The sequence below is a fragment of the Novosphingobium resinovorum genome (assembly GCF_001742225.1).
GTDB classification, from domain to species: Bacteria; Pseudomonadota; Alphaproteobacteria; order Sphingomonadales; family Sphingomonadaceae; genus Novosphingobium; species Novosphingobium resinovorum_A.
The window spans coordinates 376,432-397,105 of record NZ_CP017075.1; the positions used below are offsets into that span (position 1 = coordinate 376,432).

At 64.3% G+C, this 20,674-nt stretch carries 18 protein-coding genes and 1 other RNA gene; 13 read left to right on the plus strand and 6 right to left on the minus strand.

The window, feature by feature from the left end:
- The first annotated feature begins 29 nt into the window (after positions 1–29).
- The 12 genes from BES08_RS01700 to BES08_RS01755 all read left to right on the plus strand — a co-directional run bounded on the left by BES08_RS01700 (position 30) and on the right by BES08_RS01755 (position 10,879).
- On the plus strand, positions 30–284 hold the full coding sequence (locus BES08_RS01700; RefSeq protein ID WP_069707531.1) for a type II toxin-antitoxin system Phd/YefM family antitoxin: 255 nt from the start codon (positions 30–32) through the stop codon (positions 282–284).
- Positions 285–293: 9 nt separating this feature from the next.
- Positions 294–563 (plus strand): Txe/YoeB family addiction module toxin, encoded by a 270-nt coding sequence (locus BES08_RS01705; protein ID WP_069707532.1) that lies wholly within the window; start codon positions 294–296, stop codon positions 561–563.
- Positions 564–599: 36 nt separating this feature from the next.
- Positions 600–696, plus strand: an RNA gene (gene ffs, locus BES08_RS01710) — signal recognition particle sRNA small type.
- A gap of 121 nt (positions 697–817) precedes the next feature.
- Positions 818–2,722, plus strand: coding sequence for a DNA polymerase III subunit gamma/tau (locus BES08_RS01715; RefSeq protein WP_037519972.1), 1,905 nt, complete (start codon positions 818–820; stop codon positions 2,720–2,722).
- Position 2,723: 1 nt separating this feature from the next.
- Positions 2,724–3,059 (plus strand): YbaB/EbfC family nucleoid-associated protein, encoded by a 336-nt coding sequence (locus tag BES08_RS01720; RefSeq protein WP_008830943.1) that lies wholly within the window; start codon positions 2,724–2,726, stop codon positions 3,057–3,059.
- A 411-nt stretch (positions 3,060–3,470) separates the two neighbouring features.
- Complete coding sequence (gene lon / locus BES08_RS01725) at positions 3,471–5,819, plus strand: endopeptidase La (RefSeq protein WP_231958209.1); 2,349 nt, start codon at positions 3,471–3,473, stop codon at positions 5,817–5,819.
- Positions 5,820–5,903: 84 nt separating this feature from the next.
- Positions 5,904–6,443, plus strand: a complete 540-nt coding sequence (locus tag BES08_RS01730) for a HEAT repeat domain-containing protein (RefSeq protein WP_069707533.1) — start codon at positions 5,904–5,906, stop codon at positions 6,441–6,443.
- Between the two features lie 100 nt (positions 6,444–6,543).
- A complete protein-coding gene (locus BES08_RS01735) occupies positions 6,544–7,920 on the plus strand; it encodes a DUF418 domain-containing protein (protein ID WP_069707534.1) in 1,377 nt (458 codons plus the stop codon).
- 107 nt (positions 7,921–8,027) lie between these two features.
- Positions 8,028–9,053: an aspartate-semialdehyde dehydrogenase gene (locus BES08_RS01740; protein WP_008830021.1), complete on the plus strand. Its 1,026-nt coding sequence runs from the start codon at positions 8,028–8,030 to the stop codon at positions 9,051–9,053.
- A gap of 68 nt (positions 9,054–9,121) precedes the next feature.
- A complete protein-coding gene (locus BES08_RS01745) occupies positions 9,122–9,661 on the plus strand; it encodes a DUF1993 domain-containing protein (protein WP_008830020.1) in 540 nt (179 codons plus the stop codon).
- Positions 9,658–10,101, plus strand: a complete 444-nt coding sequence (locus BES08_RS01750; RefSeq protein ID WP_069707535.1) for a GFA family protein — start codon at positions 9,658–9,660, stop codon at positions 10,099–10,101. The genes BES08_RS01745 and BES08_RS01750 overlap by 4 nt, the downstream gene beginning before the upstream one ends.
- Positions 10,102–10,120: 19 nt before the next feature.
- Positions 10,121–10,879 (plus strand): alpha/beta fold hydrolase, encoded by a 759-nt coding sequence (locus BES08_RS01755; protein WP_069707536.1) that lies wholly within the window; start codon positions 10,121–10,123, stop codon positions 10,877–10,879.
- A gap of 98 nt (positions 10,880–10,977) precedes the next feature.
- Here the strand turns inward: BES08_RS01755 and BES08_RS01760 are convergent, their stop codons facing one another.
- Positions 10,978–11,391: a hypothetical protein gene (locus BES08_RS01760; protein ID WP_197524415.1), complete on the minus strand. Its 414-nt coding sequence runs from the start codon at positions 11,389–11,391 to the stop codon at positions 10,978–10,980.
- Between the two features lie 205 nt (positions 11,392–11,596).
- Here BES08_RS01760 and BES08_RS01765 point away from each other — a divergent pair, with 205 nt between their 5' ends.
- Positions 11,597–13,420, plus strand: coding sequence for a M2 family metallopeptidase (locus BES08_RS01765; protein ID WP_069707538.1), 1,824 nt, complete (start codon positions 11,597–11,599; stop codon positions 13,418–13,420).
- On the opposite strand, the gene BES08_RS01770 is transcribed toward BES08_RS01765, so the two are convergent.
- The 5 genes from BES08_RS01770 to rplI all read right to left on the minus strand — a co-directional run bounded on the left by BES08_RS01770 (position 13,371) and on the right by rplI (position 20,660).
- Positions 13,371–14,159: a sulfotransferase family protein gene (locus BES08_RS01770; protein ID WP_036522615.1), complete on the minus strand. Its 789-nt coding sequence runs from the start codon at positions 14,157–14,159 to the stop codon at positions 13,371–13,373. The two genes, BES08_RS01765 and BES08_RS01770, sit on opposite strands and share 50 nt — an antisense overlap.
- A 145-nt stretch (positions 14,160–14,304) precedes the next feature.
- Positions 14,305–17,088: a TonB-dependent receptor gene (locus BES08_RS01775; RefSeq protein ID WP_231958128.1), complete on the minus strand. Its 2,784-nt coding sequence runs from the start codon at positions 17,086–17,088 to the stop codon at positions 14,305–14,307.
- A gap of 563 nt (positions 17,089–17,651) precedes the next feature.
- On the minus strand, positions 17,652–19,082 hold the full coding sequence (locus BES08_RS01780) for an AMP nucleosidase (RefSeq protein ID WP_036523308.1): 1,431 nt from the start codon (positions 19,080–19,082) through the stop codon (positions 17,652–17,654).
- A gap of 167 nt (positions 19,083–19,249) precedes the next feature.
- Entirely contained in the window at positions 19,250–19,756 is a 507-nt protein-coding gene (locus BES08_RS01785) for a GNAT family N-acetyltransferase (RefSeq protein ID WP_069709115.1), read from the minus strand.
- A 307-nt stretch (positions 19,757–20,063) separates the two neighbouring features.
- The gene (rplI, locus tag BES08_RS01790) at positions 20,064–20,660 is read right to left on the minus strand and encodes a 50S ribosomal protein L9 (protein WP_008832808.1); all 597 of its coding nucleotides are present in this window, start codon (positions 20,658–20,660) and stop codon (positions 20,064–20,066) included.
- Positions 20,661–20,674 lie beyond the last annotated feature (14 nt).

The window sequence follows — 20,674 nt, forward strand, 5'->3', positions numbered from 1 at the left end:
TTGTACAAATTTTTGTACATATTTACGTCATGGAAGTGCTCCCGTTCTCCGAAGCGCGCGCCAATTTCAAGGCGCTGATGGATCATGTGGTGGACGATCGTTCACCCGTCATCGTTACACGCCAAAAGGCGGAAGCGGTGGTCGTGGTCTCGCTGTCCGACTGGAACGCAATGGCCGAAACCATGCACCTTGTCTCGACCCCGGCGAATTCGACCCGCCTGCGCGATTCCGTTCGGGAACTCGATGGGGGGGAAGGGCAGGAACGCAATCTCGTCCAGCCATAGGAGGCTGGAGTGAAAATCGTTTTCGCCTCTCGCACCTGGGAGGATTACCAGCACTGGGTCGCCAATGACCGTACCACGCTGGAAAGGCTGAATGCGCTGATCGAACAGTGCCGCCGGACGCCTTTCAAGGGGACCGGAAAGCCGGAGCCGCTCAAGGGCGAATTGCAGGGCTGGTGGTCGCGGCGGATCAATCAGGCGGACAGGCTGGTCTATCGCGTCGCCGGAAGTGGAGCGGAGCAGCGGCTGGAAATCGCCCAATGCCGATTCCATTACGTCTGACGCTTGCTTTCCTGTCAAACCACCGCCATAGGGCGCTTCGGGAGTCGGACGGGCGTTTGCGTCCGCCAACTTGGTCAGGTCCGGAAGGAAGCAGCCACAACGGGTTGCGGCGGGTCGTTCGGCTCCTTCATTTTTCTACATCGTTGAATTTTCACGTCTTTGTGTCCTTCTGGATGCGAAGGCTGTGGAACATGCCGGTAAGCGTGCCGCTTTCCTCCTGACATCCCGGGCGCGAACCCCTAGTTTGAGCGACGATGGACGATTCACGCGACATGTTCGGCGATACGCCCCCCTGGGACGAAGACGACGCTGACGACAAGCCCGATGCCGCCGAACTGGAGGCAGCAGGGCAGCAGTCGATGTTCGGCGCTCCTGAGCCGGAAGCGACGCCGGAGCCAAAGCCCACCACTGCCGAACTCGAAGCAGCCGGGCAAAGCGCCATGTTCGCCGAGGCAACCGAACCTGCCGTCGTTCCCGCTCAGCCAAAGCCCGTCGAAGCGCCCTCGGCCAAGCCCGCCCCTGCCGGAACGACAGCGCAGCCCTACCGCGTGCTCGCGCGCAAGTATCGTCCGCAGACCTTCGCCGAACTGATCGGGCAGGAGGCGATGGTCCAGACCCTCGCCAACGCGATCAAGCGCGATCGGTTGGCTCATGCCTTCCTGATGACCGGCGTGCGCGGGGTCGGCAAGACCTCGACCGCGCGCCTCATCGCCAAGGCCCTCAACTGCATCGGCCCGGACGGGCAGGGTGGCCCGACGATCGACCCTTGCGGCCAGTGCGAACCCTGCGTCGCTATCGCCGAGGGCCGCCATATCGACGTCATCGAGATGGACGCCGCCAGCCACACCGGCGTCGACGACGTGCGCGAGATCATCGAGGCGGTGCGCTATGCCGCCGTCTCGGCGCGCTACAAAATCTACATCATCGACGAAGTTCACATGCTCTCGCGCAATGCTTTCAACGCGTTGCTCAAGACTCTTGAGGAACCACCGGCGCACGTGAAGTTTCTCTTCGCGACGACCGAGGTGGACAAGTTGCCGGTCACGGTGCTGTCGCGCTGCCAGCGCTTCGACTTGCGCCGTATCCCCGCGCCGATGCTGGCGGGCCACTTCGCGCACGTCTGCGCAAAGGAAGGCGTCGAGGCCGAGGCCGAGGCACTTGCGATGGTTGCCGCCGCCGCCGAGGGTTCGGTGCGCGACGGCCTCTCGATTCTCGATCAGGCCATCGCGCATGCCGATCTTGATGGAGAAGGCCAGGTCCGCGCCGACAAGGTCCGCGACATGCTCGGTCTCTCGGACAAGAGCGTGCAGCGCAAGCTCATCGCCGCGATCCTGGACGGCAAGGGCGGCGACCTGCTCGACCTCGTCGCGCACCAGTTCGCGCTCGGTGTCGAGCCGATCGCGCTGATGCGCGGCCTCATGGACCTGACCCACCGCGTCGCCGTGGCGCAAGTCAGCGGCAGCGCCGAAGCGCACTCCACCGAGGAGCGCGAGGCGATCGAGGGTTGGGCTAAGTCGCTGCGGGCGGGGCAACTCCATCGCCTGTGGCAACTGCTGCTCAAGGGGCATGACGAGGTGAAGTCCGCGCCCGATCCGCTCGTCGCGGCGCAGATGGCGCTGCTGCGGATCATGCACGCCAGCGACATGCCTGACCCCGGCGCACTGGTCCGCAAGCTGGAGGAAATCGCCTCCCGAGCGCCTGCGGCTCCTGTGGCCGAGCAGGGAAGTGCCGCGTCGGGCGCGCCTGTCGCAATGTCACCGGCTGCGATCTCGCCGCGCTGGGAAGCGCTGGTCGATGATGTCGAGCATGCGGGTGAGATGTCCGCCGCGAACACCATGCGCATGCAGGTGCGGGTGGTCGAGCTTTCGCCCGGCCTGCTGCGCTATGCCCAGCCGCCGGGCTTCAACGAGGACATCGTCGCCGTTCTGCGCGGCGGCCTGCAAGCCGCGACCGGCGAACGCTGGCAGGTCGAGAAAGTCGCGGGAGAAGGCGCGCCCACCCTCGTCGAAGTGCACCAGGTAAAGAAGACTGCCGACGCCGAGGCGCTGCGATCCTCGCCATTGGTCGAGGCGACGCTGGCGGCATTCCCCGGCGCCGAACTCATTCAGGAAGATCGCCAGGCCGCCATCGGCGGTGGCGGCCGCAATTGGAGACGTTGAGATGAAGTCGATGGAAGAGATGATCCAGGCCGCGCAAGCGGCCGCCGAGACCATCCAGAAGCAGATGAACGAAACCCAGGGCAAGCTCGACCAGCTTGAGGTCGAGGGGCTGTCGGGCGGCGGTCTCGTCAAGATCCGCTGTTCGGCGAAGGGCCGCGTGATCGGCGTGGCCATCGACGACAGCCTGATGGTGGCCTCGGAAAAGCCGATCCTCGAAGACCTGATCGCGGCCGCCTACAACGACGCGCGCGTCAAGGCCGACTCGGTGGCGAACGAGGAACTCGCCAAGGCCCAGCAGGGCATGGGCCTGCCGCCGGGCTTCAAGCTGCCGTTCTAAAGCGCGTTTGCCTTTTCGGGGCTTCAACAAGCTCAGCCTGAGCGGTGGTTCGGGCTGGGCTTTTCTTTTTTGCAGTCTTCGCCCCTGGCCCGCTCGTCCTGAGCTTGTCGAAGGACCACGCGCCGACGCTAAGGTCTTGCGCTGAAACGGTGCGGTTCACGCCATTATACCTCGAAATCGGACCTAGCTGGGGATGCCCTCGCAACGTGATGAGGGTAATTTCCTGTAGCGAACAGGCGGGTTTCCACGGCCTTTCGCCTCGAAAAGATTGCAAGGCGACCAAAACCCCCCATATCCTGCGGGAATATGCCGGGGCTGGGCCAAGATGCAGTCCCCGTGCGAGATGATTGGACAAGTGCATTGAACCTGCTTCCGCTTCTGCCGCTGCGTGACATCGTCGTTTTCCCGGGCATGGTCGTGCCTCTCTTCGTGGGCCGCGAGAAATCCGTGGCCGCGCTTGAGGCGGCGATGGCGGGAGACAAGGACATCTTCCTGCTCGCCCAGCTCGATCCCAGCTGCGACGATCCGGATCGTGACGACCTCTACGATACCGGCGTGATCGCCAGCGTCCTGCAGCTGCTCAAGCTGCCGGACGGCACCGTGCGCGTGCTGGTCGAAGGGCAGGACCGTGCCCGCCTCGAAACCCTGCGCTCCGAAACCACGGATGAGGGCGAGATGCTGGTCGCGGGAGTTGAGGCGATAGCGCCGACCGAGGCCGAGGGCACCGAGGTCGAGGCGATGATGCGCACCGTCGTCGACCAGTTCAACGAATACGCCAAGCTCAACAAGAAGCTCAGCCAGGACGCGGGCGAACAGCTCGGCGATATCGAAGATGCGGCCAAGCTGGCCGACACCGTCGCCGCGCAGTTGTCGGCCAAGGTCTCGGACAAGCAGGCGGTGCTTTCCGAGTCCGACCCGCTCAAGCGTCTTGAGATGGTCTATTCCTTCATGGAGGGCGAACTCGGCGTCCTGCAGGTGGAACGCAAGATTCGCGGCCGCGTGAAGCGCCAGATGGAAAAGACCCAGCGCGAATATTACCTCAACGAACAGCTCAAGGCGATCCAGTCGGAACTCGGCGGCGGCGAGGGCGACGAAGGTAACGAACTGCAGGAACTGGCCGAGCGGATCGAGAAGACCAAGCTCTCCAAGGAAGCCAAGGAAAAGGCCGTCGGCGAGCTGAAGAAGCTCAAGTCGATGCAGCCGATGAGCGCCGAGGCAACCGTCATCCGCAACTACCTCGACGTGCTGCTGGGCCTGCCCTGGGGCAAGAAGAGCAAGCTCAAGCGCGACATTTCCTCGGCGCAGGAAATCCTCGACGCCGATCATTACGCGCTCGACAAGGTCAAGGACCGCATCGTCGAGTACCTCGCGGTGCAGGCGCGGACCAACAAGCTGAAGGGGCCGATCCTGTGCCTCGTCGGCCCGCCGGGCGTGGGCAAGACCTCGCTGGGCAAGTCGATCGCCAAGGCGACGGGGCGCGAGTTCATCCGCCAGTCGCTGGGCGGCGTGCGTGATGAGGCCGAGATTCGCGGCCACCGCCGCACCTACATCGGCTCGCTGCCGGGCAAGATCGTGACCAACCTGCGCAAGGCGGGCAAGTCCAACCCGCTGTTCCTGCTCGACGAGATCGACAAGCTGGGCCAGGACTTCCGCGGCGATCCGGCTTCGGCGCTGCTCGAAGTGCTTGATCCGGAGCAGAACGCGAAGTTCCAGGATCACTATCTGGAACTCGACATCGACCTTTCGGACGTGATGTTCGTGTGCACCGCGAACAGCCTGAACCTGCCGCAGCCGCTGCTTGACCGCATGGAGATCATCCGTCTTGAGGGTTACACCGAGGACGAGAAGGTCGAGATCGCCGAGCGTCACCTGATCCGCAAGCAGGTGGAAGCGCACGGGCTCAAGACGGGCGAATTCACGCTGACGCAGGAAGGCCTGCGCGACCTGATCCGCTATTACACCCGCGAAGCTGGCGTACGTACGCTGGAGCGCGAGATCGCGCGGCTGGCGCGCAAGTCGCTGCGCCAGATTCTCGAGGGTAAGGCCAAGGCGGTCACCATCACGCCGGAAAACCTCGACGAATTCGCGGGGATTCGGAAGTTCCGCCACGGCATGGGCGAGGAAGAGCACCAGGTTGGTGCCGTCACCGGGCTTGCCTGGACCGAAGTGGGCGGCGAACTGTTGACCATCGAGAGCGTGACCGTGCCCGGCAAGGGCAATATCAAGGCCACCGGCAAGCTGGGTGACGTGATGAACGAGTCGATCTCGACCGCGTTCAGCTTCGTGCGTGCGCGCTCGCCGCATTACGGCATCAAGCCGAGCGTGTTCCACAAGAAGGATATCCACATCCACCTTCCCGAAGGTGCTGTGCCCAAGGATGGTCCTTCGGCAGGTATCGGCATGGTGACCTCGATCGTCTCGACGCTCACCGGCAATCCGGTGCGCAAGGACATCGCCATGACCGGCGAAGTCACCCTGCGCGGCCGCGTGCTGCCGATCGGCGGCCTCAAGGAAAAGCTTCTGGCCGCCCTGCGCGGCGGCATCACCACGGTGCTGATCCCGGAAGAGAACCGCAAGGACCTCGCCGAAATCCCCGACAACGTGAAGCAGGGGCTGGAAATCATCCCCGTCGCTCACGTGGATGAAGTGCTGGCCAAGGCGCTGACCGAGCCGCTCACCGCCATTGAGTGGACCGAGGCGGACGAACTCGCCGCTGCGCCGGCAGCGCACACGGCTGCGGCCGGAGCCACCGCGCACTGACTAACGGTTGCCGATCCTCTTCCCGCTGGAGGAGGATCGGTGCCGGGTATCGCTCTTGGCCGACGCTGTGGGCCGACTGTCGCCATGCCCGATCGCTACTTTCCGCCTTCGGAATTTCTGCAGGCCGTCATTGTCGATGACGTGTGTTTCGGTGGCCATGTGTTCGGCGAAGCGAACCTGCAGCGGCTCATTGCGGCGACCCGTCACACAGACGCGGCCAATCGCGATTGGGCGGTGATGCTGTTGTCTCAACTGAAACTGGATCGACCGGACGTCCGCGCCGCTTTGTCCGAGGCGGCTGAGGATGATGCCTCCGAGGTACGCGTCGAGGCCATTCATGGGCTCGCGCTGATAGACCCTCGCGCGGCTTTGCCGTTCCTGTCGAAGGCCCTGCGCGGTGAAACAGTGTCCATGCCCTTGCTGGAAGCTGCCGAACTGGTGGCGGACCCCATGCTGATTTGCGACCTTGAGGCTTTTGCGGAAGAATCTGACGATGCCTTTCTCGACACTCTGGTGGCCAATCGCGATCGCCGCATGCCGCGCCTCGATAGTGAAGTGAGATTTGCATTGTCCAAATCGATCCGCAGTTTCGGTCAGTTTCTCAGCGTGTTGATGTTCAAGTAATTCAATGTGGCGGTATTTGTCATGAACTGGCGAATAGCGTTTGATTGACTGTGTTTTGCCGCTCACTTACGATCCCGTCAGAATACTGGTGAGGGCAGTCATGGCGGGGGAAGTGGCGGAATTCGGCCCGGTCAGGGGGCGTGCACGGATCGATGTGATCGACGTGATGCGTGGGATTGCGATCCTCGGTATCCTCTACATGAACATCCCTTTCATGGGCACCAACGTGTCGTCGTGGATGCACGACTTCCGCCGACTGTCCTGGAGCGCGGCCGATCAGACCACCTGGGCGACGATCCAGATATTCTGGGAGGGTACGCAGCGCGGGCTGTTCGAACTGCTGTTCGGCGCGGGCGTGCTGGTCTTCACGGCCAAGGCGATGAAGCCGGACGATCCGGTGGCGGTCGCCGATCTCTATTATCGCCGCAATCTGCTGCTCGTCCTGTTCGGCTTGACCGATATCTTCGTGATCGGCTGGGTGGGTGACATTCTCCTTGCTTACGGCCTGTGCGCCTTGTTGCTGTTTCCGTTTCGAAAGACCCCGCCCAAGGTGCTGCTGGCGATGGGCATGGCTTTCGCCGCGCTCATGGCGGTGGGCTGGCCGGGCGGGGGCGGCGTGATCGGCTATCAGGAGCGGGTTGAGCGTATCCATAAGGTCGAAGCGCTGCAGAAGAAGCGCGCCGAAGGCGTGAAGCTCTCGGGCGAGGACAAGAAGACGCTCGACAAATGGCAGGAGAAGGTGGACGCGCATGACCTCTCCAAGCCGCCCAGCAAGGAAGCGCAGGTCGCCATCGATGCCGAGCGCAAGGCGCGGGCGGGATGGCCGCATCAATACGTGATGTTCGCCTGGTTCATCTGGAACAAGGTTTTCGGCGACGGCAATGGCCTGTTCTTTACCATGCTGGAGGCGGTGCCGGCGATGTGTCTCGGCATGGCCCTGTTCAAGTGGGGGGTAATCCAGGGCGGGCGCTCGATGGGGTTCTACGCCGGACTGGCAATCGTCGCATATGGAGTCGGCTGCGGCCTTCGGGCCTGGGACGTGGCGGAAATCTACAAGTTCACGCCCTGGCCGACACCGGGCACGATCGCAGGTGAGTTCGCGAGGCTGGCCGTGACCGTGGGGCATGTCGGCCTGTTCAACCTGCTGATGAAGACGCAGGCGGGGCGCACGGTGCTTTCGCCGTTCAAGGCGGCGGGGCGGATGGCGTTCTCGATCTACATTCTCACCAGCATCGTCACGCTGTGGTTCGTCTTCGCGCCTTGGGGGCTGGGGCTGTGGGGCAAGTTCGGCTGGACCGAACTGGCGATAGCGGCGACGGTGATCGATGTGGTCATGCTGGTCCTCGCCAATGTCTGGCTGCGGTTCTTCCTCAGTGGGCCGCTCGAATGGATATGGCGCTCGCTGACGTACTGGAAGCGTCAGCCGTTCCTGCGCCCGCAGGTGTCCGAGCCTTCCGCAACCGCAGCGTTTGCCTGACGCTGGATCGTCCGGAACCTTCGCAGCTTGCCCTGAGGGGCGTGGACGGGTAACCCGCGCGGCGTATCTGCGTCCGCTTGCCCGGGCGCCTTTAAAGGGAATTTGCCATGGGTTACCGGGTTGCCGTCGTCGGTGCGACGGGGAATGTCGGCCGTGAAGTGCTCAACATCCTTGCCGAGCGCGAATTCCCGGCGGACGAGATCGCCGCCGTGGCTTCCTCGCGCTCTGTGGGCACCGAAGTCGAGTATGGCGATACCGGCCGTATGCTCAAGGTGAAGAACCTGGAACATTTCGACTTCACGGGGTGGGACATCGCGCTGTTCGCCGCGGGTTCGGACGCGACGAAGATCTATGCGCCCAAGGCGGCCTCGCAGGGCTGCGTGGTCATCGACAACTCGTCGCTCTACCGCATGGACCCCGACGTGCCGCTGATCGTGCCCGAGGTGAACCCCGAGGCGATCGACGGGTACAAGGCCAAGAACATCATCGCCAACCCCAACTGCTCGACTGCGCAGATGGTCGTCGCGCTCAAGCCGCTGCACGACAAGGCGAAGATCAAGCGCGTCGTCGTCGCGACGTACCAGTCGGTGTCCGGCGCGGGCAAGGCGGGCATGGACGAACTGTTCGAGCAGAGCCGCGCGATCTTCGTCGCCGACCCGGTCGTGCCGCGCAAGTTCACCAAGCAGATCGCCTTCAACGTGATCCCGCACATCGACGTGTTCCTCGACGACGGCTCCACCAAGGAAGAGTGGAAGATGGTGGTCGAGACCAAGAAGATTCTCGACCCCAAGATCAAGGTGCAGGCCACCTGCGTGCGCGTTCCGGTCTTCGTCGGCCACTCCGAAGCGCTCAACATCGAGTTCGAGAACGAGATCAGCGCCGAGGAAGCACAGGACATCCTGCGCGAGGCGCCGGGCGTGATGCTCGTCGACAAGCGCGAGGACGGTGGATACGTCACTCCGATCGAGGCGGTGGGTGACGGCGCTACCTACGTCAGCCGCGTGCGCGAGGACCCGACCGTGGACAACGGCCTGGCGCTGTGGTGCGTGTCGGACAACTTGCGCAAGGGCGCGGCGCTCAACGCGGTGCAGATCGCGGAACTGCTGGGCCGCCGCCACCTCAAGAAGGGCTGAGGGGCGCGCTTGCAATCGGCTCGGCGGTAGCCACCTAACCTTCACCTGATACCGGGATGGAGGATTGCATGGACGCCGCCGAGACGAAGAACGCCCTCGAACTGCTGGCCGCGCGGCTGGAGACGCTGTCGGCGGTGCTCGACAAGGCCGAGGAATGGGCGGCAGAGGCGGGTGTCGCGTTTGACGAACTGGCGGCGGCGCGGCTGGCCGGGGACATGCATCCGCTGGCCTGGCAGGTCGCGGGAACCTGCACGCAGCCGCTGCAGTTCGTCGCCTGGAGCCGGGGCGCGGACCTGCCCAACGAAGTGCAGCCGGTGGTCGACTGGGCAGAAGCCCGCGCGGTGCTTGCAGACACGATCGCGCTGCTGGCTACGGAAGTCGCGGCCGTCACGCCCGAAGCCAAACGGATCGTGCTGGAGCGAATGGGCGTTTACCTCGAACTGCCCGCGCAGCGCTATCTCGACGACTGGATCCTGCCCAACCTCTACTTCCACCTGACCACGGCTTACGCGATCCTGCGGATGAAGGGCGTGCCGCTGGGCAAGGCCGACTTCATGCGGCACATTGGCGGCGATATCCGGCCGCTGGCGCCCGAGCCGGCGTCATGACGCGGGCAATGACCGGCGGCTGCCAGTGCGGCCGCATCCGCTACCGCGCCGAGGTTGAGCCCGACAAGGCATACTTGTGCCATTGCCGCATGTGCCAGCGGGCGACCGGCGGGGTGTCGATCGCGTTCGTCAATGCGCCGCAGTCCGCGGTGCGGTGGGAGACGGAGCCGGACTGGTACGCCTCATCGCCGATCGCGCATCGGCCGTTCTGCTCGCAGTGCGGCACGCCGCTGGGCTTCGCATTTCTGGACGGGGACAACATCGACCTGACCGTCGGCAGTTTCGACGATCCCGCGCCGTTCCGCCCGAGCCAGAACTATGCGACCGAAAGCATGTTGACGGCATGGACCGACGTGCGGCACTTGCCCGGCATGACGAGCGCCGAGAATGCGGGCGTCATGGACCGATGGAAGGCCGCCGGTCTCGAGCCGCCTGAATGACCGGAAAGCGAGTTTGCCTGTGAGCGATGTGAAGACCGATTTCGTCGAAGGTTTCGGCGGGGCGAAGCTCGCCCTACACACCATGGGCGATACCGGCGGACGGCCGTTGGTGCTGCTGCACGGGCTGTTCTCCAGCGCCGAGGTGAACTGGATCAAGTTCGGCAATGCGAAGATCCTGGCCGATGCGGGCTTCGAGGTGTTCATGCCGGACTTGCGCGCTCACGGGCAGAGCGACGCCCCGCACGATGCGGATGCCTATCCGTCCGACGTGCTGGTGCGCGATCTCAAGGCGGTGATCGGCTCGCTGGGCCTTTCGGAATACGACCTCGGCGGCTTTTCGCTTGGCGCGCGGACGGCGGTGCGCGGCGTGCTGGCGGGGCTGGCGCCGCAGCGGCTGGTGCTGGGCGGAATGGGGCTGACGGGCCTGTCGGGCTGGGCGAAGCGCAGCGCGCATTTCGTCGACGCCATCGACCGCTTCGGGACCATCGAGCGCGGCGACAAGGCGTTCGTGGCGCAGGCTTTCATGAAGTCGATGAAGATCGACCGCGTGGCCGCGCGCCTGCTGCTTGGCTCGGTGGACGACACCGCGCCCGACGCCATCGCGCAAGTGACGATGCCGACGCTGTGCGTGTGTGGCGCGGACGATCGCGACAACGGCTCGGCGCAGGACCTCGCGGCGGCACTGCCGCAGGGCACTTATGCCGAAGTGCCGGGCAATCACATGTCGTCGGTGACGTTCAAGGATCTCGGCCGGGCGATCGCTGGGTTTCTGGGCTGACCGCGCCTATCGTCATTGCGAGCACAGCGTAGCAATCCAGGGCAACACCGAGCGGCTCTGGGTTGCTTCGTTGCGCTCGCAATGACGGTGCGGATGTTTCAGGCGAAAGGCACGGCCTCTTCCGGCCAGCCGTCGAAGGTTTCGGTGAGTGCGGCCCAGTCGTCTGCGAAGCGGATGTTGATCGCACACAAGGTGGCGTCGTCCGGGCGGGAGGCCTCATGGCCGTCACCGGTCGTGTCGACGAAGACGAAGGCGTCGCCGGGGCCGCCGGTCACGCGGCGCAGGTCTCCATCCGTCACGGTAATGGTGAGGCGGCCTTCAAGGATCGTCTGGAGGCTGCCGAAGTCCCTGGCGGTGTGGAAGATGTCGGTGAAGGCGAGGCCTTCCCATATCACCGTGCGCCAGCCAAGTGCCGGGCGCGGCGGGTCGAGGTAGGACAGGCCGCCCGCCATGGTCACGGGCTTCATGCGGGAGCGGCCTTCCGGCGTGGCGTAGACGACATGGATCGGCATGTGGAGCGAGCGTCCCCCTTGCTTGATGGAAGCAGCCCGCAGCATGGTCGCAAAACCTCGCTTCAGTGTGCCCGGCCACTCCTTTGATCGCTTGGTGGCGATGCATTGCTGCACTCGTGACCGCGGATATTCCTTCGCCAGCGGTTGATCCCGCGCGAGGGGCGACTAGTCTCGCGGCCATTCAAAGGTTCAGAGAGGTTCCCCCATGAAATTCGCCTCCACCGCGCTTGCCGCATTGGCTGCAAGCCTTTCGTTCGCCGTCGTCCCGGCCCATGCGGAGGATTACCCGCAGACGGCAGAGGGTGCCGCGAAGTTCGTCGCCGATGCCGAGAAGGACCTGTTTGACTTCTCGCTGGGTAACAATCAGGCGAACTGGGTCAATTACACCTACATCACCGAGGATACCGACGCGCTGGCGGCGAAGTCCAACGGCGACCTCACCGAGAAGCAGGTGAAGTACGCAGTCGAGGCGGCGAAGTTCGCGAAGGTTTCCGGTCTCGATGCGGACGTGTCGCGCAAGCTGGGCATCCTGCGTCAGGGCATCGTCCTGCCCGCGCCCAACACGCCCGGCGCGGCGGCGCAGTTGAGCGAGATCACCACGCGGCTATCGTCGGCCTATGGCAAGGGCAAGGGCACGCTTGACGGCAAGCCGATCAACGGCTCGGACATCGAGGCGGAGATGGGCAACCTGCAGCACAGCCCGGCCGAATTCGCCGAAATGTGGACCAGCTGGCACGACAACGTCGGCGCGCCGATGAAGGCGGACTACGCGCAGATGGTCGGCATCGCCAACCAGGGCGCGAAGGAACTGGGCTATGCAGACGTCGGTGCGATGTGGCGTTCGGGCTACGACATGACGCCCGAGCAGTTCGCGGCGGAAACCCAGCGCCTGTGGGAAGAGACCAAGCCGCTCTATCTGGCGCTGCATACTTACGTGCGCCGCAAGCTGAACGAGAAGTACGGCGATGCGGTGCAGCCGCGCAAGGGGCCGATCCGCGCCGACCTGCTCGGTAACATGTGGGCGCAGGAATGGGGCAACGTCTACCCGCTCGTCGCGCCGCAGGGTGCGGGCGATCTCGGATATGATATCGGTGATCTGCTGAAGGCGCAGGGCAAGAAGCCGCTCGACATGGTGAAGGCGGGCGAGGGCTTCTATTCCTCGCTGGGCTTCGATCCGCTGCCGGGCACGTTCTGGACCCGCTCGATGATCACCAAGCCCGCCGACCGCGAGGTGATCTGCCATGCCTCGGCATGGGACGTCGACAACAAGGACGACATCCGCATCAAGATGTGCACGAAGGTCAATTCGGAGGATTTCGTCACGATCCACCACGAACTGGGCCACAACTATTACCAGCGCGCCTACAACAAGCAGCCATATCTCTACCTGAACGGCGCCAACGACGGCTTCCACGAGGCGATCGGCGACTTCATCGCGCTGTCGATCACGCCGCAGTACCTCGTGCAGATCGGCCTGCTCGATAAGAGCAAGGTCCCCGGCGCCGACAAGGACATCGGCCTGCTGCTGCGTCAGGCGATGGACAAAGTCGCGTTCCTGCCGTTCGGCCTGATGATCGACCGCTATCGCTGGGGCATCTTCGACGGCTCGATCCAGCCCGCCGACTACAACAAGGCGTGGACGAAGATGCGCCTCGACTATCAGGGCATCACCCCGCCCTCGGCGCGCTCGGACGACGGGTTCGATGCGGGCGCGAAGTTCCACGTTCCGGGCAACACGCCTTACACCCGCTACTTCCTCGCGCGGATTCTGCAGTTCCAGTTCTATCAGGCGGCGTGCAAGCAGGCCGGGTGGAAGGGGCCGCTGCACCGCTGCAGCTTCTACGGCAACAAGAAGGTCGGCGAGAACCTGAATGCGATGCTGGCGATGGGCATGTCGAAGCCCTGGCCCGAGGCGCTCAAGACGTTCACCGGCTCGCCGCAGATGAGCGCCAAGCCGATGCTGGACTACTTCGCGCCGCTCAAGAAGTGGCTCGACGCGCAGAACAAGGGCGAGACTTCAGGCTGGTGACCCGCATGGCGCCGCGCCACAGGGCATAATCCCCGGCGTAGAAGTCCTCGATGAAGGCTTCCTGGCTGGGATTGAGCCGGATCGGCGCGGCGGCTTTATTGCTGCGGTTGAGGCGGGGCAGGGCGTCGAGTTCGTCCAGCCCCATGATGGCGCCGAGGCTGTCGATCTCCTCGTAGGGGATCAGGTTTTCGACGCGGCAGTCGCCCCTGGCGTCGGTCAGATACCAGGACTGCGGGCGGAAGATGTGGTCGATGTCGAACGGGCTGCGCGCGGTGGCGAGGTGGTCGATGGCGTCGTCCACGGTTTCGAACGCGCGGTAGCGCGCGTTGAAGGGGCGGGCGACCTTGCGATCGCGGGTGCCGCCGTTGCTGGCATAGGCGAAGGCCGAAAGGAACCGGCAGACCGGGTCGCGCAGGATGGCGAAGCTCGGAAGGTCGAGCACGCGCGGGGCGACGCTGGCGTAGTAGCGCACGGTTTCGTGCTTGATCTGGGTTCCGTAGAGCTGGTGGCAGACCGAGGTGCCCGCGTTCTTGGGCACATGGATGAACAGCACGCCGCGCCGCTGGATGGTCGTGATCCGCTCGCGCCGCTTGGCGTTGGGCCGGTAGGGCAGCGGGGATCGGGCCAGCCTTTCGGGCACGTCGCTGACGAGGCGGACGCGAAAGGCGGAGGCGATCAGGCGGTTGATCCCGGCAGTGCCGGCGGTACCTGAAGTCGAAGTCTGGGAGGGCTTTGGCATGCCCCGGACGCTATGGGGCGAACTTGAACCTGCAATTTCATCAATATTTCATTCAGGCGAGCGGAAGCGCCCCTGCGGCGAGTACCGCAAGGACGCATCCATTCCCGGTGGACAGGGGCGATTCGCATCGCCCCTGCGCCTTCGATCAGAAGTCGACGGTGATGCCGGTGAAGAACGTCCGACCGTAGACGTCGTAGGTCGACGGATAGGTGTTCGACTGCTCCTGGTTGTCACCAAGGACCGGCGGCTTCTTGTTGAACATGTTGTTCATGCCGATGTTCCAGGTGAAGCGCTTGGCCACGTCGACGCTCGCGCTGAGGTCGAAGTAGTTATAGGCCGGGATGTGGTCGACCGCATAGCCGCCGGTGTCGTCGTCCACTGCCGAGAGGTGGCGCCATGCCAGCGACACGCTCAGGTCCTCGGTCGACCAAGTGGCGCGGCTGTTGAGGCGCCACTTGGCGTAGACGTTGCTGCAGCTCAGGCCGAACTTGCCCGCGCAGTCGACCACGAGGTCGGGCAGCGAGGCCATCGGGCGGAACGTCCAGTTCATCAGGTAAGACCCCGCGACGCGCAGGTTCAGCTTGCTGGAGTTGTTGCGGCCGAACGCCAGCGGGATGGTGTACTGCGCGTCGAAGTCGATGCCGTCGGTCTTGACGCCGCCGGTGTTGCTCAGGTTGTCGATGGCGCCGACGATGGTGCCGGTGCTGTCGCGCGGCAGCAGCGAACAGGTGCTGCTGTCGTAGGACGTGTAGTTGTTGCCCGCGTCGCCGTAGCAGGCCGTGAGCAGGTTGGCGGTGCCGACGGCGGTGATGAAGTTGTCGATCTTGATGTGATAGTAGTCGGCCGTGATCGACAGGCCCGGGATCATCTGCGGCTGGAGCACGACACCGAAGGTGTAGGTGTTCGCGGTCTCCTCGCGCAGCTTGGTGTTGCCGCCGTTGTAGCTTTCGATCTGGGTCGCGGCGGCGTTGTACTGGTCGTTCCCCACGTCCGCAGCGGCGACGCCCGAGGCGACGCAGGCGGCGTAAAGGTTGGAGTAGCTCGTCGCGTCCGGGGTCGAGCACGGGTCGGTCGCGGTCTCGAAGTTCTGCGAGCTGCCGCTGTAGAGGTCGTTCACCGTCGGCGCACGCACCGCGCGGGAGAACTGGCCACGGAAGCTGATGTCCTTGATCGGCGCGTAGACGAGCCCGGCCGAGAAGGTGCCCACCGACTTGGCCGCCGTCGAGTAGTACGAGTAGCGGGCCGCGCCGTTGAATTCGAGGCGCTCGATGAAGGGCTTGTCGGCGATCAGCGGCACGTCGATCTCGGCGAACAGTTCCTTGACGTTGTAGCCGCCTGCCGTGGCATCGCTGGCGTTGAAGCCGACGACGTCGCCGGAGGACAGCAGTTCGTCCGGGTTGTAGCTGCCGTGCTCGGAGCGGTACTCGGCGCCGAACGCGAAACCGGCCGGGCCTGCGCCGAGGTCGAACAGGTTGTTGTTGCTGATCGCGCCGCTGACGACCTTCTCGGTGATGGTCGAGCGGTTGACGGTGTCGATCGACAGGAAGTCGACCGCCGCGTCGCTGATGTTGCCCTCGCCGAAGATGTTGACGGGCACGCAGCCGTTGCTGGTGTCGGTGCAGACGAGGTTGCCGTTGGCGTCATAGGTCGTCAGCAGGCCCTGCTGCAAACGGCTGCGCGAGATGTTGCCGTACTGGTACTCGGTCCGCCGGGTGCGCGAGAAGCTGGCGTAGACGTCGTAGCTCCAGTCGTGGCCGATGTCGCCGCGCGCGCCGATCAGGCCGCGCACCGCCTTGCTGTCGGTGACCTGCACGCGGTCGCCGATCTCGCTCAGGCGGCGGTAGATGTTGGCGGTGGTGTAGCCATCGCCGTCGGTGTCGTAGCCCTGCAGCAACGCCTGGCTGTCGGCCGAGAGGAACGAGCTGTCGTTGTCGATCGAGAAGCTGCCGGTCACCGGGGTCGGCGCGAGCTGGTTCTTGACGCGGTTGTGGACGTACTGGCCCTCGGCATAGAGGGTCAGCGCGTCGCTGACGTCGAAGTGCGCCTGCGCGAAGACGAGTTCGCGCTTCTGCGGGACCTGCAGGTAGTTCTCGGTCGCGTAGTTGTAAGCGTCGGTGCTGCTGTCGTAGGCCGAATAGCTGCCGTCCTGCCCGAACTTGTAGTTGGTGCCGCCCAGATTCATGCGCGTCGCCGGGATCGACGAGGAGCCACCCGCGACGAGGGTGCCATCGTCGCCGTCGGTCATGGCCGTCTTGGTGTAGCTGCGCGATGCCTGCGTGATCGCCTTGCGCTGGCTGTACTCGCCGTAGACGGTGATGTTGCCGCGGCCGTCCGCGAAGTTCTTACCCGCCAGAATGCCGCCCGTGTACTGCGCGCCGTCACCCGCGTCGGTCAAACGGTAGTTGGCGTTGGCCTGGATACCGTCGTAGTCCTGCTTCGTCACGAAGTTGACGACGCCGGTGACCGCGTCCGAACCGTAGACGGCCGACTTGCCGCCGGTCACCACGTCGACGCGCTCCAGCAGGGCGGTCGGGATCGTGTTCAGGTCGACGATCTGGTTGGTGTCGTACGAGACGTAGCGGCGGCCGTTGACCAGTACCAGCGTGCGCTGGGCGCCGAGGCCGCGCAGGTTTGCGGTGGCGACGCCGTCACCCGGATTGTTCGAGGCGCCGGTCTGGTCGGGGACCAGCTGCGGGATTTCCTTCAGAACGTTCTCGACGTTGACCTGTCCGGTCGCCTTCATCTCGGCGGCGGTCACGGCCATGATCGGCGCGGCCTGCTCGAGGTTGGCATTGCGCAGGCGCGAGCCGGTGACGACGATCGCGTCGCCGGTATCGGCCGCGTCCGTGGCGGAGGGCGCTTCGTCCTGCGCGTGCGCTGCCGCGGGCAGGCCCATCAGCAGGGTCGAGGCCAGAAGCAGACGCTTCATGTGGGGGGTCATTGATGCTCCTTTCGCAGATTCCGGCGGTGCGAAATCCTCGACGCCGGAAGCAGGCGAGTGCGTCTGCTCCCGTAAGGATCAGACTGTCATCATATAATCATCGATGTGCGGATAATGAATTGATGGCGTTGTATATCGATCACATCTATTTCAATATTGGAAATAAACGTGAAATATACCTGAAATTCATTTCACATATGTTTCATTGAAAATAAGTTAATCGAATTCAGTTTCTATATTGAATGCAGGATTATTCGCGAAAGTAAATGTTCTGTGGCCGTTTGGAAGGCTTGCGATGACATTGGGAATAAGATTGCGCTTGAGCCTATCGTCGTTTCGGAACGCGGGCATAAAATTACCAACCACCAGAACATTCGCGCGAGTGCGCGTAGCGAAATTCTGCAGGCTCTCTGCGTGTTAAGCGGCGTATCACGAATATATCCCGCGAGGGAGAGTAGCCGTCCGCCGCTTTTCTGCAGGCGCAACGAAAAAGCCGACCGCCGCTCAGGTCGCGACGGTCGGCTTCGTGTTCTGGCCCGGTAGGCTGTTTCCTACCGGAACGGCGGCTCGTTGAACGCGCGCAGCTTGCGCGAGTGCAGGCGGTCACCCTGTTCGCGCAGCAGGTCGCAGGTGATGAGGCCGATCTTGAGGTGGCTGGCGATCGCCTCTTCATAGAAGCGGTTGGCCTGGCCCGGCAGCTTGAGTTCGCCGTGCAGCGGCTTGTCCGAGACGCACAGCAGCGTCCCGTAAGGTACGCGGAAGCGGTAGCCCTGCGCGCTGATCGTGGCGCTTTCCATGTCGATGCCGATCGCGCGGCTCAGCGAGAAGCGCTTGGCGGACTCGGTGTAGCGCAGTTCCCAGTTGCGATCGTCGGTGGTGACGATGGTGCCGGTGCGCATCCGCTTCTTGAGGTTCGCGCCGCCTTCGCCGCTGACGACCTCGGCCGCCTGCGCCAGGGCCAGCTGCACTTCGGCGATGGCGGGCAGCGGGATCTCGGGCGGCAGCACCGGGTCGAGCACGTGGTCGTCCCGCAGATAGGCATGGGCGAGCACGTAGTCGCCGATGCGCTGGCTTTCGCGCAGGCCGCCGCAGTGGCCGATCATCAGCCACGCCTCGGGGCGCAGCACCGCGAGGTGATCGGTGATGGTCTTGGCGTTGGACGGGCCGACACCGATGTTGACCAGCGTGATGCCCGAACCGTCCTTGCGAATGAGGTGGTAGGCGGGCATCTGGTGGCGGCGCCATGCGGTGTCGGACAGGCGTGCGCGCGCGTTCTCAACCGGCGCGTCGAGATAGAGGCCGCCGGCGCCCGAAAGCGCGACATAGCCGTCCGAGCCGACTTGCGTGCCCGCCCAGTCCACGAACTCGTCCACATAGCGGTGGTAGTTGGTGAACAGCACGAAGCGCTGGCAGTGGTCCGGGCTTGTGCCGGTGTAGTGCGCCAGGCGCGCGAGGGAGAAGTCGGTGCGCAGGCCGTCGAACAGGGCCAGCGGGTGCGGTTCGTCCTCGGCGGCGAGGAAGGTGCCGTCGGCGATCTCGTCTCCGATCATCGCCAGTTCGGTGCTGGGGAAGTGGCTCGCCAGTTCCTGCGGCGTGACGCTGCCGACCGAGACGCCTTCGAGCACGTAGGGGAAGGGGATCTCCTGCGTGGAGGCGGCTACCTCGAATTCCACTTCGTACTCGGCCTCGATCAGCGCGAGCTGTTCCTCGAGGTAGGAGGCGAAGAGATGTGGGCGCGTAACGGTAGTGGCGTATGTGCCGGCCATCTCGAGCCGCCCGAACGCGCGCGAGGCGCGGGCGTTGAGTTCGGTGCCGCGATACGTGATCCGCAGCTCAGGATATGTCCAGAGGCGGTTCGCGCGGCGATCTGCTGGGGGGAGGGTGCCGTTCTCTACGAAGGCGGCGATATCGGCCTTGAGAGTGGAAACGGCGGCTTCGTAAACGCGGACCAATTCCGCGATGGTTTCTTTCATCTTCTGCATGGCCATCTATTACGCATTCCGTGCTGCGGCGCAATAGGGGGCGATATGGGCAGGGTGATGACGGTGTCCTTGCGTCGTCCCGGACTTGATCCGGGACCGCTGGCCGTGAACAACCCAGCTTTCCGCGCACTGGAAGATCGTGCCTAAAGACCGCCAGCGGTCCCGGATCAAGTCCGGGACGACGACAGCTCCAGCGAGAGATACGTCACCGTCTTGCCGTTCTCCAGCAGCGCCTCGCCGATGGGCGTGAAGCCGAGGGCGGCATGGAAGGCGTCGGAAGCCGGGTTGGGCGGATCGGAATTGACCTCGCAGACCACGCGCTCGTGGCCCGCGGCGCGGGCCGCTTCGAAGAGGCGGGCGTAGAGTTGGCGAGCCAGGCCCCGACCGCGCGCTTCCGGGGCGACGACGACGCGGTCGACGTAGACGAAACTGGCATAGCGCCGTTCGAACCAGCGGTAGTTGGCGCTGTCGTATGCGGCCCCGGGCGCGAAGGCGAGGAGTAGGGCGTCCAGGCTTCCGATCCGCGCGGCGAGGAATGCCTCCTCCACCAGCATCGCCATGCGCGCTTCGTCGGCGAAGGAGAGTGCGACGGCGTGGGCGTTGTTGAGCGCCAGCATCGCGCCGCGCAGAGATGCGTCGGTGCGGTAGTCGGCGGGGGTGACGGAGTGGATCATGGTTTTCCGGGTCTGCCCGGCCGAGGGGGCTTCGACAAGCTCAGCCTGAGCGGGATTTGGATTTTCATTGATCGTCATTGCGAGCGCAGCGAAGCAATCCAGAGCGGCGCTGAATTGCCCTGGATTGCTTCGCTGCGCTCGCAATGACGAAGGGGGCATCGGATGCTCTGAGAGCCTGCTCTCAACACCGCTCAGGCTGAGCTTGTCGAAGCCCCATGGGCACGAACCAGCATTGTGCCAAAAGGAAAAGCCCCCGTTCCGCTGGGGAACGAGGGCTTTGCTATTCCTCGGTAACCGAAGGAAAGGCTCAGGCCTGGGCCTCGCCCTCTTCCTCGGTTTCCTCGACCGCGATTTCGCCGGGTTCGGCGTTCGGGTCGTAGGCTTCGGTGAAGCCCGAGACGTCCTGTTCGAACATCGCGGCCATCACGTCCACGCCCTGCGACTGCAGTTCGGCTTCGTCGGGCGAACGGGCGACGTTCACCTTGACGTTGACCGCAACTTCGGGGTGCAGCGAAACCTTGACGTCGAAGATGCCGAGCGTCTTGATCGGGCGCTCGAGCACGATCATCTGCTTCGACACGTTCGCGCCTTCGGCGTTCAGGCCGTCGACGATGTCGCGGACCGAGACCGAACCGTAAAGCTGGCCCGAGTTCGACGAGGCGCGGATCAGGACGATCTGCTTGCCTTCGACGTTGCCCGAGTTGGCTTCGGCAGCCGAACGACGCTCAGCGTTGTCGGCTTCGATCTTGGCGCGGTTGGCTTCGAAGACCTTCTTGTTCGCGTCGTTGGCGCGGAGGGCCTTCTTGTTCGGAAGCAGGTAGTTACGGGCGTAACCGTCCTTGACCGAGACGACGTCGCCGATGGCGCCGAGCTTCTCGATGCGTTCCAGGAGGATGATCTGCATGGGTAGGTCCCTCC